The following is a 16799-nucleotide window of genomic DNA, read 5'->3' as shown; positions in this document are numbered from 1 at the left end:
TATTACTTTTTGATGTTTTAGTATCTTTTTGAATAGTTTATTTCGGATATATTTGTGAATCACATTTATATTTTAACAAATAAATTATGTTTATCAAAAAAATAACCATTTTAATTTTGTTTTTGATGATTTCAGCATTTTCTGTTTCTCAAAACAAAAGCAATACTTTTTTATATGCTGGCCGAGTTGACAAACTTGAGAATAATAAAGTTATGCTCATCGGAACAGCTTCTTCGGTTTCATTTAATTTTACCGGAAATCAATGTGATATTTTTCTTCAAAGTGTTGATTCTTATGCACATCATAATTATGTTTCTTTAGTTTTAGACGGAAAATATATTGGAAAAATAAGAATCGAAAAAGGTGAAGTACAATCGTTTCCAATAAAATCAACTGTAGCTAAAAAAGTTCATAATCTTCAAATTTATAAGGATACAGAAGCACACACAGGAGGTGTTTTATTTGCTGGAACAACCGCAAAACTGACTTCAATTTCATCAAAAAAGAAAAAGAAAATCGAATTTATTGGAGATTCTATTACGTGCGGTGCTGCAAGCGATCCCTCAGAAGTTCCTTGTGACAAAGGCGAATATTACGACCATCATAATGGTTATTATGCATACGGGCCAACGCTTTCGAGAGCAATTGGCGCAGATTATTTGACCAGTTCTGTGTCTGGAATCGGAATGTACAGAAATTGGAATGACGAGAACAAAGACGAAGCCATAATGCCGCAAGTTTATGAGAATTTATACTTGACAAAAGACGCATCAAAACCTAAATATGATTTTGCTTTTCAGCCAAATATTATCAGTATCGCTTTAGGAACTAATGATTTTTCGGGCGGAGACGGCAAAAAAGAACGCTTGCCTTTTAATCCAGAAAAGTATGTCTCAAACTACATCAACTTTATTAAAATGTTGTACACGCATAATCCAAAAGCACAGATTGTTATCACAAACAGCCCGATGGTAAATGGAGAAAGAGCAATAGTTTTTGAAGATTGTTTGAACAAGGTAAAAGCAGCATTTTCTTCTGATAAATCACACAAAGAAATTCAGATTTTCAAATTTAAGCCTATGACACCAAAAGGCTGTTTGGAACATCCTGATGTGGAAGATCAAAAGGTTATGGCTGACCAATATGCTCCGTTTTTAAAAAAGCTGCTAAATGAAAAATAATATATTTAAGTTTGTTTTCTTTCTGATGATTTCCACTACTATGATGGCAAACGTTTCTCTTCCGAATATTTTTGGCGATAATATGGTTTTACAACGCAATTCCGAAGTGAAAATTTGGGGTTGGGCAAATCCAAAAGAAGAAATCAAATTGGTTTCAAGTTGGAACAATCAAGAATATAAGATTGTCGCGAATAATCAGGCGCAATGGGAACTAAATATAAAAACTCAAGAAGCGGGTGGACCTTTTACTATTTCAATAAAAGGATATAACGAAATCATTCTTAAAAATATTTTAATTGGCGAAGTCTGGGTCTGCGCGGGACAATCGAACATGGAAATGTCGGCAAGCTGGGGAATTGATAATGGTGAAGAAGAAATGAAAAAGGCAACGGATCCTAATATTCGTTTTTTTACAGTTCCGAAATTAACTGCAACAACACCACAAAATAATCTTTTAGGAAACTGGACAGAATCGACTCCAGAAACTATGAAATACTTTAGCGCTATTGGTTATTTCTTTGCCAAGCGTTTGCGTGAAGATTTAAAAAATGTTCCAATCGGATTAATATCTTCAAACTGGGGCGGAACTCCTGCCGAAATCTGGATGCCGGAAGAAGTGGTAAATAATGATCCTGTTTTATTGGAAAATGCTAAAAAACTAAACGAACAGGAATACGGACCGCGTCAGCCTGGACGTGCCTACAACGCTATGATTTATCCAATTGTAGGATTTAAAATTGCGGGAACTTTATGGTATCAGGGAGAGTCGAACGTTGGATCTGTGGTTTATGATAAAACATTGTCAGCTTTAATTACTTCGTGGAGAAAAGTTTGGAATGATGAATTTCCTTTTTACTTCGTTCAAATTGCGCCTTTTAAAACAGGCAGTAATAATTTCTCTAATGTTGCTGTAAGAAATTCTCAAAGAAAAATTTTAAAAGAAGTCTCAAAAACCGGAATGGTTCTGACTTCTGATATTTCGGATACAATTGATATTCATCCAAAAAATAAAAAATCAGTCGGAATTCGTTTGGCAAATCTGGCTTTGGCGGAAACATATAAAGTCAATTCAAATTTAGTAAATGGCCCGCTTTTTAAAGAAGTCAAAATTGAAAAAAACAAAGCGATAGTTTCTTTTGATTATGCTGATGGCTTGTATTTCAAAAATAAAATTTCAAATCAATTTGAAGTAGCGGGAGCAGATGGAGTCTTTTATCCAGCCGAGGCTTCAATCAAAAATAATGAAGTGATTGTGACAAGTAAAAAAGTTGTAAGTCCGGCAAAAGTGAGATTTGCTTGGGGAAATACAATACAGTCTGATTTGTTTAATAAAGCGAATTTACCGGCTTCTTGTTTTACGTCAGAATTTTAGATTTTAGTCCCGATCCCGAAACCTCGGGACGGGATAGATTTTAGATTTTTTGCGCAAAGTTTGTCATCCTGAGGAACGAAGGATCACACTAGAGGCTCGACAAAGATTGGAGAAGTTCTGTGCGGAATTACTAGTGTGATCCTTCGTTCCTCAGGATGACAAGATTATGTTTAAAACCAAAAAAGTTCTTTTAAGAACGTTCGCGTGAGGGATAGCAGTGGAAAGCCCACAGCCTGACGAAGGAAGTGCGAGGACTTGAAACGAATAGCCCGGCCCGCCTTTTTCGGCGGGACACGCCCAAAGAAACCTTAGAATCTCAGCATCTCCGTCCCGATCCCGAAACTTCGGGACGGGATAGCATCTTTTAAAAAAAAACTAACTAAACCACACATATGAAAAATAAAAAAATAATAACTATTGGGTTTTTTGCCCTTTTTACGATTGGAAATATGAATGCACAAAAAAAGCCGTATCTGGATAAAAATAAAACTGTTGAGCAGCGCATAGATTTGCTTTTGCCGTTAATGACGCTGGAGGAAAAAGTGGGGCAGATGAACCAATACAACGGTTTTTGGGATGTAACGGGACCAGCACCAAAAGGCGGAACGGCCGAATTAAAATACGAACATTTACGAAAAGGATTAGTCGGATCGATGCTGACGGTTCGTGGCGTGAAAGAAGTTCGTGCCGTACAGAAAATTGCGGTAGAAGAAACGAGATTGGGAATTCCGTTAATAATTGGATTTGATGTTATACATGGTTATAAAACGTTAAGTCCGATTCCGTTGGCAGAAGCGGCAAGCTGGGATTTGGAAGCCATAAAAAAATCGGCAGCAATTGCGGCGGATGAAGCTTCGGCATCTGGAATTAACTGGACTTTTGGACCAAACGTAGATGTTGCAAATGATGCGCGTTGGGGACGCGTGATGGAAGGTGCAGGAGAAGATCCTTATTTAGGAAGTAAAGTAGGGTATGCAAGAGTAAAAGGTTTTCAGGGAGAAACTGTTGCAGATCTTCAAAAAGTAAATACAATTGCGGCTTGTGCGAAACATTTTGCAGCCTACGGTTATGTTGAAGCTGGATTGGAATATAATATTGTGGATATCAGCAATTCTAAATTGTACAACTCCGTTTTGCCTCCTTTTGAAGCTACGGTTCAAGCGGGAGTTCGTACGTTTATGAACTCGTTTAATACCCTGAATGGTGTTCCAGCAACTGGAAATGCTTTTCTGCAAAGAGATATTTTAAAAGGAAAATGGAAGTTTGACGGATTTGTAATTTCTGATTATGCTTCGATTCGTGAAATGATCGCGCATGGCTACGCAAAAGACGAAGCAGATGCAACTGCAAAAGCTGTAATTGCGGGTTCTGATATGGATATGGAATCGTATTTATATGTGGCAAAACTGGTTGATTTGGTCAAATCTGGAAAAGTGAAAGAAGCTTTGGTTGATGATGCTGTTCGCAGAATTCTACGAGTAAAATTTGAGTTAGGATTATTTGATGATCCGTACAGATATTGTGATGAAAAACGCGAAAAAGAAGTTGTGGGGAGTAAAGCCAACAACGAAGGCGTTTTGGATATAGCTAAAAAATCAATCGTTTTGTTAAAGAATGATAAGAACTTGCTTCCGCTGAAAAAATCTGGACAGAAAATCGCTTTGATTGGCGCTTTAGCAAATGATAAAAACAGTCCGTTGGGAAGCTGGAGAATTGCGGCTGATGATAATACTGCAGTTTCAGTTTTAGAAGGAATGCAGCAATATAAAGACAATCAACTGGTTTTTGAGAAAGGAGTTGATTTATTAAAACAAAAAGCGACTTTCTTGACAGAAACAGTTTTCAACACCACAGATAAAAGCGGATTCGAAGCGGCCAAAACTGCAGCAAAAAATGCTGATGTTGTCGTAATGGTTTTGGGCGAATACGGTTTCCAGAGCGGTGAGGGAAGAAGTAGAACAGATTTGAATCTTCCAGGTTTACAGCAGGAATTGTTAGAAGAAATCTACAAAGTAAATCCAAATGTGGTTTTGGTTCTGAATAATGGTCGTCCGTTGAGTATTCCTTGGGCAGCAGAAAATGTTCCCGCAATTGTAGAAGCCTGGCATTTGGGAACTCAGACCGGAAATGCAGTTGCGCAGGTTTTATACGGCGATTATAACCCAAGTGGAAAACTGCCAATGTCGTTTCCTAGAAATGTAGGGCAAGTGCCAATTTATTATAACAAATACAGCACAGGAAGACCAATAGACAGTGATAAAAACGTTTTCTGGTCGCATTATATGGATGTGGAAAAAACGCCTCAATTTCCGTTTGGTTTTGGATTGAGTTACACGAAATTCGATTATAAAAACTTGAAATTGAACAAAACTGCTTTTGCAAAAGGAGAAAATGTCCAAGTTAGTGTTGAAGTAACCAACTCAGGAAATTATGATGGAAAAGAAGTAGTGCAATTGTATATTCATGATGAATTTGCAAGTATCATTCGCCCTATTAAAGAGTTAAAAGGTTTTGAATTGATAAGTCTTAGAAAAGGGGAAACTAAAACAGTTACTTTTACTTTAACCAATAAAGAATTAGGTTTTTACGATAACGAAGGAAATTATTTAGTTGAACCGGGAACTTTTAAAATTATGGTTGGAGGAAGCTCTGATAAAGGTTTACTTGGTGGTTTTGAAATTAAAGACTAAAAGGTTTTGCCACAAAGACACTAAGGCACTAAGTTTTATTTCGCCACGAATTCACGAATTAATTGTTAAAATTCGTGAATTCGTGGCGATTTCATTTTTGGATAAAAATCTTTCTGTCTTAGTGTCTTTGTGGCAAAACTTAGTATTTTTTTCTACCTTTAAAACCTATAAAAACTCCAACCCTTAAATTAAAATAATGAAATATAACAGATGTGGAAGAAGCGGGTTATTATTACCTGAAATTTCTTTAGGATTATGGCACAACTTTGGTTCAGTAGATAATTTTGATAATGCGGAAAGTATTGCCGTAGAAGCTTTTGACAAAGGAATTACTCATTTTGACTTAGCAAATAATTACGGACCAGTGCCAGGTTCTGCTGAAACTAATTTTGGTAAAATATTGTGGCATAATTTTCAGGGAAACCTGCGTGATGAAATCATTATTTCGACAAAAGCCGGTTACACCATGTGGGACGGACCTTATGGCGATTGGGGCTCTCGTAAGTATTTACTTTCAAGTTTAGATCAGAGTTTAAAGAGAATGAAAGTTGATTATGTTGATATTTTCTATTCGCACCGTCCAGATCCAGAAACTCCGATTGAAGAAACGATGATGGCTTTGGATCACGCTGTTAGAAGCGGTAAAGCTTTGTATGTTGGAATCAGTAATTATTCAGCAGAACAAACTCGAGTTGCGGTTGATGTTTTAAGACAATTAGGAACGCCGTGCTTGATTCATCAAGCTAAATATTCGATGCTGCAGCGTTGGGTAGAAGATGGTTTATTAGATGTTTTAGAAGAAAAAGGAGTAGGCTGTATCGCATTTTCGCCTTTAGCACAAGGACTTCTAACAGATAAATATTTAAACGGAATTCCAGAAAATTCAAGAGCGCATAACCCAAACGGGCATTTGAGGGAAGATGAGGTTACGGCAGAACGTATTCAGAAATTAATTCAGCTGAATGAAATTGCTCAAAATAGAAATCAGTCTTTAGCACAAATGGCCTTGGCCTGGCTGCAGAAAGATAAACGAATTACTTCAGTTTTAATTGGAGCTAGTTCTGTGAAACAATTGTGTAATAATATTGATTGTTTGCAGAATACGGAGTTTTCGAATGATGAATTGAATGCGATTGAAGGTATTTTAGCGTAAACTTTAATATGATGGAAATAGGAAAACAATTTAATTTACTTAATGTAGAAGAATATTTCTTTTATATAGATAATTACAAAAAGTATACTAATTTTAATACTCTGGGGCTTTACCGTTCAATTATTGAAAATGATAAATTGGATGTCCAAGATAAAATTAGAATTAGAGATTATGCTAATAAGATTTTTCTAAAAACATTTGAATTTTTACAAATCAAAGATCCTAAGACCTTTTTTAATGTGACAACAATTGGACAAGAATTAACTAGTGGAGATGTTGAACAATTATGGAAAAAGATAATTGTACAACAAGAAAAAATATTAGCAGACAAAAAGATAAAACATCGAAATTTTGGTGTCTACTCGAAGCATAATTGTGGTCAGGAAGATTGTATTTATAACGGACTAATGTTAAAGCAAGGTTCTTCTTTTTTAGAAATGGAAATGCATTTTTATTCGGATAAATCTAAATGGAATAAAAAGGTCAAATCTGAGAAAAGAAAATTAGATAGAAAAAATGAAAATCAGATTATAGATAAAAAAATAGAATTAGAATAAATATATTATAAAATAAAAAATGGGACAATTTGTCCCATTTTTTATTTTATAATCATCGCCAATCCGCCACCGCTTGCTAATCGATACGTTAATTTCGTTGTGGAATCGACGGTAATGATTTCTCTTTTATAATCAGTTGCAGCTTTATCTCCATTTAAACCGTCTGAGAAAATCTCGGCTTGGAATTTTTTGCCTTTTTCAAGGAAAGAAAAATCGATAGTAATATCTCTGGAATCCCAATTTGTGATGACGCCTAAATACCAAGTATTGTCTTTTCTTCTGGCAATGGAAATGTAGTTACCAACTTCACCATTTAATGAAACGGTTTCATCAAAAGTGGTGGGAACTTTAGCAATAAAATCAGTGCTTTCCTGCTCTTTCATGTAAGCCGTTGGACTGTCGGCCATCATTTGAAGAGGCGCTTCAAAAATGGTGTAAAGTGCCAGTTGATGACATCTTGTTCCCTGACTCATTGGGTTGGAGTGACTTGGTTTGAATTCGCTTTTTGTGGCATTTCGCATTGCGCCAGGCGTATAATCCATTGGGCCGGCCATCATTCTGATAAATGGAATCGTACAATCATATAAAGGAACATCGTCATTTGGTGTCCATTTATTATTTTCTAAACCTTTTACACCTTCAAAATTTAGAATGTTTGGATAAGTTCGCTGAATCCCGGTTGGTTTGTACATTCCATGAAAATCAATAATTAATTTATGATTCGATGCTCTTTGAGCAATATCGTAAACGGAACTGACCATTTTAGCATCGTCGCGGTCTATAAAATCAACTTTAAAACCTTTTACGCCCAGCTTTGCATAATTGTCAAAAACGTCATCAATATTTTCATGCAAAGCCATCCATGAAGCCCACAAAATAATTCCAACGTTTCTCTCTTTCGCGTAGACGATTAAAGCTTCGAGATCAACATTCGGATTATGTTTCATAATATCGGTTTCTACACTCCAGCCTTCGTCTAAAACCACATATTCCACTTTATTTTTAGAAGCGAAATCAATATAATATTTATAAGTCTGTGTGTTAATTCCGGCTTTAAAATCAACATTATAAATGTTCCAGTCGTTCCACCAGTCCCACGCTACTTTTCCGGGTTTTATCCACGAAACATCTTTTATTTTGGATGGCTCGGCCAATTTCTGAACCATATCATTATTGGCTAAATCCGCATCATTTTCAGAAATCACAATTGCTCTCCACGGAAAAGTTCTTGTTCCTTTGGTTTTTACCAAATAATCGGCTCTTTCTGTAATTAATTTGTTGAGGTAATTAAATCCGCCGTTGGTTTCCTTTAACGGATATTTAGAAAATCGAGATTCAAAACCAGAATTGTTTTTATTATTGGTTACAAACAATCCAGCGTAATCTTCCAAATTCGCTTCTAAAAAAACGGCTTTTTTATGATTTTTATAATCAATTAAAAAAGGTAAAAAGGCTAAAGTATCTTTTTTGAACTCGCTGATTTTTTTGTTTTCATAATGCGATTCAAACGATGAAATAAATGGATCTTTCGGATTTCGTAAATCGCGGACGTAAGGCATCAAAGTATTGTAATCCTGATCAAAGTTTAAAACCACTTCTTCAGATTTAACGGTAATATCTTTTTTCTTTTTAGTTATAAAACGATACGCGGCGCCGTCATCAAAAACGCGATATTCAATGCTGAAATCATTTTTGAAGTTTAAAGTCAATTGATTGTAATTGTTTTGAACTGATTTCTTTTTGTACAAAGGTGTTTCAAAAGAAGTGTTTACAGTTTCCTTTTTTGAATTTAAAACAACAGCATTTTTCCCTAAAACAATATTTCCTTCCAAAGTCATAGACATTTCCGATGGAGCCAAAATCACATCGTTTTCATGCAAAATTGTCCAGCTGATTTTATCATCAACATTAATTTTAACTTCAATTTTTCCGTTTGGGGATTTCAAAATAAAATCCTGCTTCTTCTGCGAAAAAGATAGGTTTACGAAAAATAAAAGCAGCAATATTGTTACAGATTTTTTCATCAATTTTTGGTTTGTTCTTTACGCATAAGACGCACAACTGTGCGTCTCTACAGAAAATACGGTTGAATAATTTTTTAATTCTTCAATTCTAGATTGTATTTCTTAACGATTTCAAGAGTAGACTTGTCGCCGTTAAAAACAGAATTCAAACCTTGTGGTTCTTGCGGAGGATCTGTTGTAAGTGGTTCGCCTGGATTCCATTTTCCAGTTTCATTAACGGCTTTTCCTTCACCGCCGTATCCCCAGAAATTCGCTGCCTGCAACGGACCTCCATTTTTATGACTTTCGAGAACTCTTTCAAAAATATAACTGTAAAATTTATCTCTGTAGATTGAAGAAGCACCTGCGTTTAAATTTTCATTTTCCCTCGGAAGACCAAATTCTTCAATAATAATTGGTCGCTTTAAATTGTTTGCCACTTTAATATGATCATCAATATATTTTCCGGCGTTTTCTAAGGTTGTAGGTAGCATTTTTTCGGCATTATCTGCTTTGAACCAATTCCAGTTTTTTGGCCAGATGTGCATCGTAAGATAATCGATATTCGGATTCAGATGCGTTCTTTCAAAGATTTCCATGCTGTCGTTTGAACTGTTTTTTCCTTCAGAACCTGTCGAAATCAAATGATTTTTGTCTAAACTGTTCATTAAATTTACAATATTATTTAGCCAAGCTGTAAATTTAGCTTCGTTTTCTGGTGTAAATGTTCTCGGCTCGTTCCCAACTTGCCACGCCATAATCGTATTGTCTTCTGTATATTTCTTTTTAGAATAAGCATTTGTACGGGTCATAATAAACTTTACATGATTTTCTAAAGCTTTCATACAAGGATCACAGCTATGAAATTGTGCTGTATACGACATAAATTGGGGCCAAGTATTCGGCGGAATATTCGGAACTGGAATTGCTCCTTTGCCGTTCCATTCTAGATATTGCGACATTCCTCCAGACCATTCCCAGTTGTTTGTTAAGTACAAAACAGCGTACATTTTTCGTTTGCGCATTTCATTGATCAGGAAATCCAATCCGTCGAGTAAATCTTCATCGTATTTTCCTTGTTCGTACTGCAGTGCAGGGCGCACCGTAAAATCATATTTTCCGCCATCACCGCCAACTAAAATTCGTAAATTATCGATTCCGTTTTTCTGCATCAAATCTAGTTCACGCAAAAGTCTTTTTCTGTCGCCCACTTTTTTAGAAGCCAGCAAACTTCCGTACCAGTAGTTGGTTCCAATGTACGAATAGGGTTTGGCGCCTTTGTAAAATTGTGTTCCTTTTACTGTAATTCTTTCCTGCGCTTGACAAGAAATCGCAGTGAAAATTAAAGCTAATGAGAGTGTTTTTAGAAAATATTTTGTCATGGTTTATTTTTTTAGGAGCTATTTACTCTCTATTTCAATTCTCTGAATAAGCTCTAAACAAGCGCGGCTGTTATGATATGGGCATTTCCAAAAACCGGCTTTGTCTTTTTTTATGATTGAATTATCACTGTAAATTCCCCAAAACCATTCTCCGTTTTGTTTGTCGAGAATGTGTTTTTTTATAAATTTCCAATTTTTGTAAACAATGTCTAAAATTTTTTCATCATTCGTTAATTGATAAGCATTGTAAAAACCAATTAAAGCTTCGGCCTGAACCCACCAATGTTTTTCGGCAATTAATTCATTGTTTTTAGGATCTAATTCGTACCATAACCCCCCGTCTTTGTCCAAACCTTCTTGTGTAGCTTCTGCCATGTGAATGGCGTGTTTTTTATAATTGGCAATCAGTTTTTCATCTTCAGAAATTTCGGCGCATTGCAATAAAAGCCAAGCTGCTTCAATATCATGTCCGTATGAAATAACGTCTGGTTTTTCGTTCCATTCTTCATCAAAAAACAAACGTAAATGTCCGTTTTCAGTATTAATGAAATGCTCTTCAATTGTTTCAAGCAACTCAATAATATCACTTTGCAGTTTGTTATCTCTCCAAACCTTAAACAAATTTGCATATGCTTCTACAATATGCAAATGCGTGTTCATGGTTTTTTTTTCGTTGGCGTCTTTATCGCTTAAGCGTAAATCTTTAATTAGTTTCCAATCACGAGAAAAAGCTTCGAGATATCCTTTATTTGCTGGATCGTAACTGTGTCTTTGTATTTGTAAATACAAATTTATAGCTATGTCTAAAGCTTTTTCCTCTTTAGAAATGGCATAATATTCAGATAATCCATAAATAGCAAAAGCTAAAGCATAAATTTGATTTTTAGTGTCTTTTGGTGTTTTGTCAACATTAATACTCCAAAATAAACCGCCCAATTCAGAATCGTAAAAATATTTTGAAAGAAAGTCAAAAGCTCTTTCTGCTAATTTTTTATGTTCCTCATTTTTGGTAATCTGATAACTGGCTGAAAAAGACCATAGAATTCGTGCATTTAAAACAGAACCTTTTTCGGCATTTGCAATAAGATGTTCATTGAAATCGATTTGGCCAATAAATCCTCCATTTTGATTGTCAATAGTATGTTTTGACCAATATTTTAAAATAGAATCAAGTTCTGCTGACAGTTCAGATTTAAGTTGCTTTAGTTTTGACACGATATTTATATTGCGTTATTTTTTTCAATCTGGCTGATGATTGTTTTTACAGAACCTGCAGAAATAAAAGTATCTGAAGGAGCATTTGTAACATAATCAATTAGTTTTTCTACAGATGAAACGGCAACATGCATTCGAGTATCTGATGATGCGTAGTATACGTAAACTGTTCCGTCAGTATCTTCAATCCATCCATTAGAAAATAAAACGTTTGACACATCGCCAACTCTTTCAATGCCTTCTGGACCCATAAAATGTCCGGCAGGAACGTGAGTTACTTTTGTAATGTCATGCAAATCGGTCATAAACATATATAAAGTATAGCGTAAGCCTGCTGCAGTATTACGAACTCCGTGTGCCAAGTGCAACCAGCCTTTCTCTGTTTTAATAGGAGCAGGGCCAAGACCATTTTTCAATTCGTAAATCGTATGATATTGTTTGCCAAAAATGATTTTCTCCTCTTTTACAACTGGGTTTGTCATATCTTCAACATAACCTAAACCAATACCACCGCCCGCACCAACATCGATAAAGCCATCTTGCGGACGTGTGTATAATGCATATTTGCCATTTACAAATTCTGGATGCAAAACGACATTTCGCTGTTGTCCGGTATTCGAAATTAAATCAGGAAGTCTTTCCCAGTTTACTAAATCTTTAGAACGCACAATTCCTGCATTGGCTACAGCAGAACTTGTGTCTCCTTTTGGAGCTTTTGGATCTTTTCTTTCTGTACAAAAAATTCCGTAAACCCAGCCATCTTCGTGGTTAATCAAACGCATGTCGTACACGTTTGTGTCCGGTTCTTCGGTTTGAGGAATTACGCATGGCTTTTCCCAAAACTTAAAGTTGTCAACTCCGTTTGGACTTTCCGCAATAGCGAAAAAAGACTTTCTGTCAATTCCTTCAACACGTACAGCAAGAAGGTATTTTCCGTTCCATTTCATTGCGCCAGCGTTAAATGCGGCGTTCATGCCAATTCTTTCCTGCAAAAACGGATTTGTTTTTTCGTTCAAATCAAAACGCCAGTTTAAGGGGATATGAGATGCTGTAACTACGGGGTTTTTATAGCGTTGATAGATACCGTTTCCAGCATTTTCTTCTGGAGCATTTTTTTGCTCTATCAGTGTTTTATGTTCTTTCTCTAATGCTACTTTTCTATCCTGAAATGTAGTTGAAGTGGCTATTGTTGTCATATTCATCGATTTCTGTATCTGTATATTTTTTAATTTGTCTGGTCTCTTTTTTCATTTAAATCCTGTTCAATTATTTGAAGTTTTTCTTCAGATAAGGGATAAAATAGGATAAAAATTACTGATATTAAAGCGGCTGCGGCCGGGAGAATACTTAGCATTAATTGAATTCCGTTTTGCGCAACAGCAGTCTGTTCGACATTGGCTTGAAAACCATAATATCCTAAAAGCCATCCGGCTCCAGCTCCTCCGATAGTCCATCCAAATTTTTGTGACATAGAAGAAGCGGAGAAAACTAATCCAGTAGCTCTTCTACCTTGTTTCCATTCTGAATAATCCGCGCTGTCAGCGTACATCGACCAGATTAAAGGGAAAATACAACCCGCGCAAATGCTGATTAAAACCTGAAAACTCAGAATTAAGAAAATATCTTCTTTTCCGAAAAAATAGAAAATTAAGCTCAAAATTGCGGCTAATGCCATCGCACCAAAAAAGGTTTTCTTTTTGCCAATTTTATTTGCAATTGGCGTGGCAATAATAACCCCGATGATGTTTGCGGCCTGGCCTAAAACCAAATAAATTGAAGTTGGCGTCATGTGAAAATCAGTTCCGAAAAGCGAAAAATCAAAGTTTATACTGCTGCTTACAAAATATTTAAAATAATAAACTGCAGCACCATCACGGATCGAGTTAAATACCAAAGCGCCAATTCCAGCACCCAGTAAAATCCACCAAGGTTTATTTTTTAATAAGTCTCTTAAATCTTCTTTTAAATTTGACTGTTCATCAGAGATTGGTTTTACTCTTTCTTTTGTAAAGAAAAAACAGCCCCAGAAAAAAGCAGTAGTAATAACTCCAAAAACCGCAATTGTGGTTAACCAGCCCGATTTAGAATTTAGGCTTCCGCCGAAGTAATTTACCAAAGGTTCAATAAGCCAAAGTGCCAATAAACTTCCTCCGAAGGCGAAAACCATTCGGTATGATGACAACGTATTTCTTTCTTTTCTGTCAGATGACATGACGCCCAAAAGCGATGCATACGGCACATTGATTAAGGAATAAATCATCATCATGGCGGAATAGGTTACATACGCATAAATTATTTTTCCTTTTTCGTCAAAGTCAGGTGTATAGAAAGTTAAAACTCCAATTACGGCAAAAGGCACGGCAACCCAAAGTAAATAAGGTCTAAATTTTCCCCATTTGCTTTTTGTTCGGTCAGCAATAATTCCAACGATCGGATCAAAGCAGGAATCCCAGATTCTAGTAATTAAAAACATGGTTCCTACAACAGCAGGTGCCAATCCGAAAACATCGGTATAGAAAAATAAAAGGTACATGCTGAAAATTTTCCAGAACATCGAAGATGCAGCATCTCCAAGACCATAACCTATTTTTTCTTTTAAACTAATTTTGTCGTGCATTGGGTTTTTTTTAAGGTTTTAATTTAGTTTGCTTATTATTTTAATACTTTTTTAATGTCTTTTTCAAATAATGTTTTGTCGAGATTATAAAAATCAACAAAATCTTTTTCACTCACTTGGCCTGAAAACGGAGCGTAATAATGCATTTTTTGTTCTTTTTCCTGCCATCCATGGTTTCTCCATAGCAGAACATAAGATATTTTATAATCACCAATTGCTTGGGTCAAAGTTCCTGTCCACCATTTTGGGTCGGGAACAGCCTCATAACCTGCTTCTGCAACAGCAAATAACTTGTGTTTTTCTATGGCAATTTCGTTTAAAATTTTAAGTTGATTCTGCACTTCATTAATAAATTTTTTGCCTTCTTTGTCGTCATTGTTCTGATACGAATCAAAACTTAAAATATCGGCAAAATTATCACCCGGATAATTGGCTAAAAAATCTTCTTTTGAGTTGAAACTGCTGGTGTTGTAAATGTATATTAAATTATGGACACCTTTTTTCTGAAGGTATTCAAAAGTAAATTTCCATAAAGCTTTAAAGTCTTCTGGCGTAGCATTTCCTTTTCCCCACCAAAACCAGCCTCCGGTAAGTTCGTGATAAGGCCTGAAAAGAATCGGAATGTTTTTTCCTTTTTTATCTTTTAAAGAAAGAAGATAATTTGAGGCTTTATCGAGCCAAGAAATGAATTTTGCGTGATTTTGACCGCCTAGCAAAACCGTTTTTATGGCATTTGGCGTGTTGTCCCATGCATTTTTTCCGGTTGCAGGATTATCAAAATGCCAGCTTATTGTGCATATTCCGCCTCTCTCATTGGCTTCTTCGATATATTGTTTCATTTTGTCAAACGGAATCCCATCGATATTTTTTTTGTCATCTTTTTCTAAACCTGCGATATCCCAGCCATAAACTGCAGGATAATCGCCAACAACATCTTTTATATCGCTTCGGCCGTTTTCATATTTCCAGTTTACGCCGTATGCAAGATCATCCTGATGACCAAATAAATATCCTTTTTGCGTTAATTGGTTTAGTTTTTTATAAAGAGAAACGGTTTCAGCTGTTGCTTTTTTATCTGATAATGACAAATTAGTATTAGCAACAATACCTTGAGAGGAACATGAAGTTCCTATAAATACTGTTATGAAGAGGGATAGTATGTTTTTTTTCATTAGGATTTTTATTGTTTTTAAGTCACATAACTGCAAATTCACAAAGTTAGAAGCCAGTGTTTTGATGTAAAATTTCTGATCTGTAATTCAGTACTGTTTTTACGCTAAAATTATTAAAACTCTAAAAAGATATTGTATTAAAAATGATTAATGTTTATTATTAATATTCTTTTTGTAAAAATGATAATTCTATTTTTCAAAGATAATCGGATGTTTATCGTGTATTTAATATTATTTTATCAATTATATATCATATTATTGCAAATAAAAAATCTAAATATCACTTTCATAATACACTTTTATAAGATGAGCAGTTCTAAAAATTTTTATAGAGAAATCGCACCGCTTGCAGCTGGAGACAGTTTTTTGGTTTTCGACAGGGTTAAAGATAGTTTTGATTTTCCGGTTCATTATCATCCAGAATTTGAAATTAATTTTATTTTAAATGGAAAAGGAGTAAAGCGTGTTGTTGGAGATAATATTGAAGAAATCGATAATGTTGAATTGGTTTTAATTGGACCAAATTTATACCATGGCTGGGAATTGAATAAATGTACAAGCAAAAAAATTCATGAAATTACCATTCAGTTTCATAATGATTTATTTCATGAATCTCTTCTTTCGAGACGAATTATGAACCCAATTCGAGATATGTTTAATCGCTCTATTCACGGAATTTTATTTTCTAAAAAAGTAGCCGAAGAATTAACTCCAAGACTTGTAAGGCTTTCTAAATTAGATGGTATGGATTATTTTTTAGAAATCACTTCCTTATTGTATGATCTTGCAAATTCGAGAAATCAGCGATTGCTTTCGACTTATACAGTAGATTATGATACGTTTGATGATTATGATAAAATGAAATTAGTATATGAATATGTGCAAAAACATTTTGCAGAAAAAATCACTTTAGAAGATGTCGCGAATGTGGCGAGTATGTCAATAATTTCATTTAACAGATTTATTAAAAAACGAACCGGTAAAACTTTTGTCAATTATATAAATGACATCCGAATTGGATATGCGGCGCGCTGGCTTGTAGAAAAAGATATGAGTGTTTCTGAAGTTGCATTTAAATCAGGCTTTAATAATATTGCAAACTTCAATCGTAGTTTTAAAGCTATTAAAAATTGTACTCCGAGTCAATATAGAGAAGATTTTTCTGGATTAAAGAGGATCTTATAGTGATACTTTTTTTGCATAAACAAATATTATTTTTAACGAAATCGTTTGATTTTTAGTGAATTCATTAATTTTTATTTATAATTCTTGATGATTTAGGGGAGTGCTATTGCGAAATGTGTAATTTTTCATGTATTTTATTTTCATATGTGTTTTTTTAAGATGATATAGTAAAAATATTATCATTAAATGATATAATACTATCGATTTAATGTTTTGTTCTGTTATAGATTTGTTAAATAATTTAGAAAATAAATAATACCCTTTATTACTTG

12 protein-coding genes are annotated in these 16799 nt (G+C 34.8%); 6 read left to right on the top strand and 6 right to left on the bottom strand.

What is annotated here, in order from left to right; genetic code table 11:
* Window positions 1-86 precede the first annotated feature (86 nt).
* The 5 genes from IR010_RS13195 (at window position 87) to IR010_RS13175 (ending at window position 6953) form a co-directional block, all read left to right on the top strand.
* Window positions 87-1181, top strand: a complete 1095-nt coding sequence (locus IR010_RS13195; protein WP_194604458.1) for an SGNH/GDSL hydrolase family protein — start codon at window positions 87-89, stop codon at window positions 1179-1181.
* Window positions 1171-2553 carry a sialate O-acetylesterase gene (locus IR010_RS13190; protein ID WP_194604455.1) on the top strand — a complete coding sequence of 461 codons (1383 nt, stop codon included), beginning with the start codon at window positions 1171-1173 and terminating at the stop codon, window positions 2551-2553. Before IR010_RS13195 ends, IR010_RS13190 begins: the two co-directional genes overlap by 11 nt.
* Window positions 2554-2945: 392 nt before the next feature.
* A complete protein-coding gene (gene bglX / locus IR010_RS13185; protein ID WP_194604452.1) occupies window positions 2946-5243 on the top strand; it encodes a beta-glucosidase BglX in 2298 nt (765 codons plus the stop codon).
* 196 nt (window positions 5244-5439) lie between these two features.
* Window positions 5440-6396 (top strand): aldo/keto reductase, encoded by a 957-nt coding sequence (locus IR010_RS13180; RefSeq protein ID WP_194604449.1) that lies wholly within the window; start codon window positions 5440-5442, stop codon window positions 6394-6396.
* Window positions 6397-6407: 11 nt separating this feature from the next.
* The gene (locus tag IR010_RS13175; RefSeq protein WP_194604446.1) at window positions 6408-6953 is read left to right on the top strand and encodes a hypothetical protein; all 546 of its coding nucleotides are present in this window, start codon (window positions 6408-6410) and stop codon (window positions 6951-6953) included.
* Window positions 6954-6994: 41 nt separating this feature from the next.
* Here the strand turns inward: IR010_RS13175 and IR010_RS13170 are convergent, their stop codons facing one another.
* From IR010_RS13170 to IR010_RS13145, 6 genes are all read right to left on the bottom strand, one after another.
* Window positions 6995-8977, bottom strand: coding sequence for a glycoside hydrolase family 97 protein (locus IR010_RS13170; protein ID WP_194604443.1), 1983 nt, complete (start codon window positions 8975-8977; stop codon window positions 6995-6997).
* Window positions 8978-9051: 74 nt separating this feature from the next.
* The gene (locus IR010_RS13165) at window positions 9052-10338 is read right to left on the bottom strand and encodes a glycoside hydrolase 5 family protein (RefSeq protein WP_194604440.1); all 1287 of its coding nucleotides are present in this window, start codon (window positions 10336-10338) and stop codon (window positions 9052-9054) included.
* Between the two features lie 18 nt (window positions 10339-10356).
* Window positions 10357-11553: an AGE family epimerase/isomerase gene (locus tag IR010_RS13160; RefSeq protein WP_317174462.1), complete on the bottom strand. Its 1197-nt coding sequence runs from the start codon at window positions 11551-11553 to the stop codon at window positions 10357-10359.
* Between the two features lie 5 nt (window positions 11554-11558).
* A complete protein-coding gene (locus IR010_RS13155; RefSeq protein ID WP_029272749.1) occupies window positions 11559-12749 on the bottom strand; it encodes a glycosidase in 1191 nt (396 codons plus the stop codon).
* A 29-nt stretch (window positions 12750-12778) separates the two neighbouring features.
* Window positions 12779-14170: an MFS transporter gene (locus IR010_RS13150; protein WP_194604437.1), complete on the bottom strand. Its 1392-nt coding sequence runs from the start codon at window positions 14168-14170 to the stop codon at window positions 12779-12781.
* Window positions 14171-14205: 35 nt separating this feature from the next.
* Entirely contained in the window at window positions 14206-15342 is a 1137-nt protein-coding gene (locus tag IR010_RS13145; RefSeq protein ID WP_194604434.1) for a glycoside hydrolase family 26 protein, read from the bottom strand.
* Window positions 15343-15648: 306 nt separating this feature from the next.
* Here IR010_RS13145 and IR010_RS13140 point away from each other — a divergent pair, with 306 nt between their 5' ends.
* Complete coding sequence (locus IR010_RS13140) at window positions 15649-16527, top strand: AraC family transcriptional regulator (protein ID WP_029272753.1); 879 nt, start codon at window positions 15649-15651, stop codon at window positions 16525-16527.
* The last annotated feature ends 272 nt before the right edge of the window (window positions 16528-16799 follow it).

Source organism: Flavobacterium sp. MR2016-29 (assembly GCF_015350695.1).
GTDB lineage: Bacteria > Bacteroidota > Bacteroidia > Flavobacteriales > Flavobacteriaceae > Flavobacterium.
This window is presented reverse-complemented; position numbering and strand designations above follow the sequence as displayed.

Excerpts from the sequence above, each read along its gene's own strand:
- IR010_RS13195 (WP_194604458.1), top strand. The coding sequence starts at position 87 with ATGTTTATCAAAAAAATAACCATTTTAATTTTGTTTTTGATGATTTCA.
- IR010_RS13190 (WP_194604455.1), top strand. The coding sequence starts at position 1,171 with ATGAAAAATAATATATTTAAGTTTGTTTTCTTTCTGATGATTTCCACT.
- bglX (WP_194604452.1), top strand. The coding sequence starts at position 2,946 with ATGAAAAATAAAAAAATAATAACTATTGGGTTTTTTGCCCTTTTTACG.
- IR010_RS13180 (WP_194604449.1), top strand. The coding sequence starts at position 5,440 with ATGAAATATAACAGATGTGGAAGAAGCGGGTTATTATTACCTGAAATT.
- IR010_RS13175 (WP_194604446.1), top strand. The coding sequence starts at position 6,408 with ATGGAAATAGGAAAACAATTTAATTTACTTAATGTAGAAGAATATTTC.
- IR010_RS13170 (WP_194604443.1), bottom strand. The coding sequence starts at position 8,977 with ATGAAAAAATCTGTAACAATATTGCTGCTTTTATTTTTCGTAAACCTA.
- IR010_RS13165 (WP_194604440.1), bottom strand. The coding sequence starts at position 10,338 with ATGACAAAATATTTTCTAAAAACACTCTCATTAGCTTTAATTTTCACT.
- IR010_RS13155 (WP_029272749.1), bottom strand. The coding sequence starts at position 12,749 with ATGACAACAATAGCCACTTCAACTACATTTCAGGATAGAAAAGTAGCA.
- IR010_RS13150 (WP_194604437.1), bottom strand. The coding sequence starts at position 14,170 with ATGCACGACAAAATTAGTTTAAAAGAAAAAATAGGTTATGGTCTTGGA.
- IR010_RS13145 (WP_194604434.1), bottom strand. The coding sequence starts at position 15,342 with ATGAAAAAAAACATACTATCCCTCTTCATAACAGTATTTATAGGAACT.
- IR010_RS13140 (WP_029272753.1), top strand. The coding sequence starts at position 15,649 with ATGAGCAGTTCTAAAAATTTTTATAGAGAAATCGCACCGCTTGCAGCT.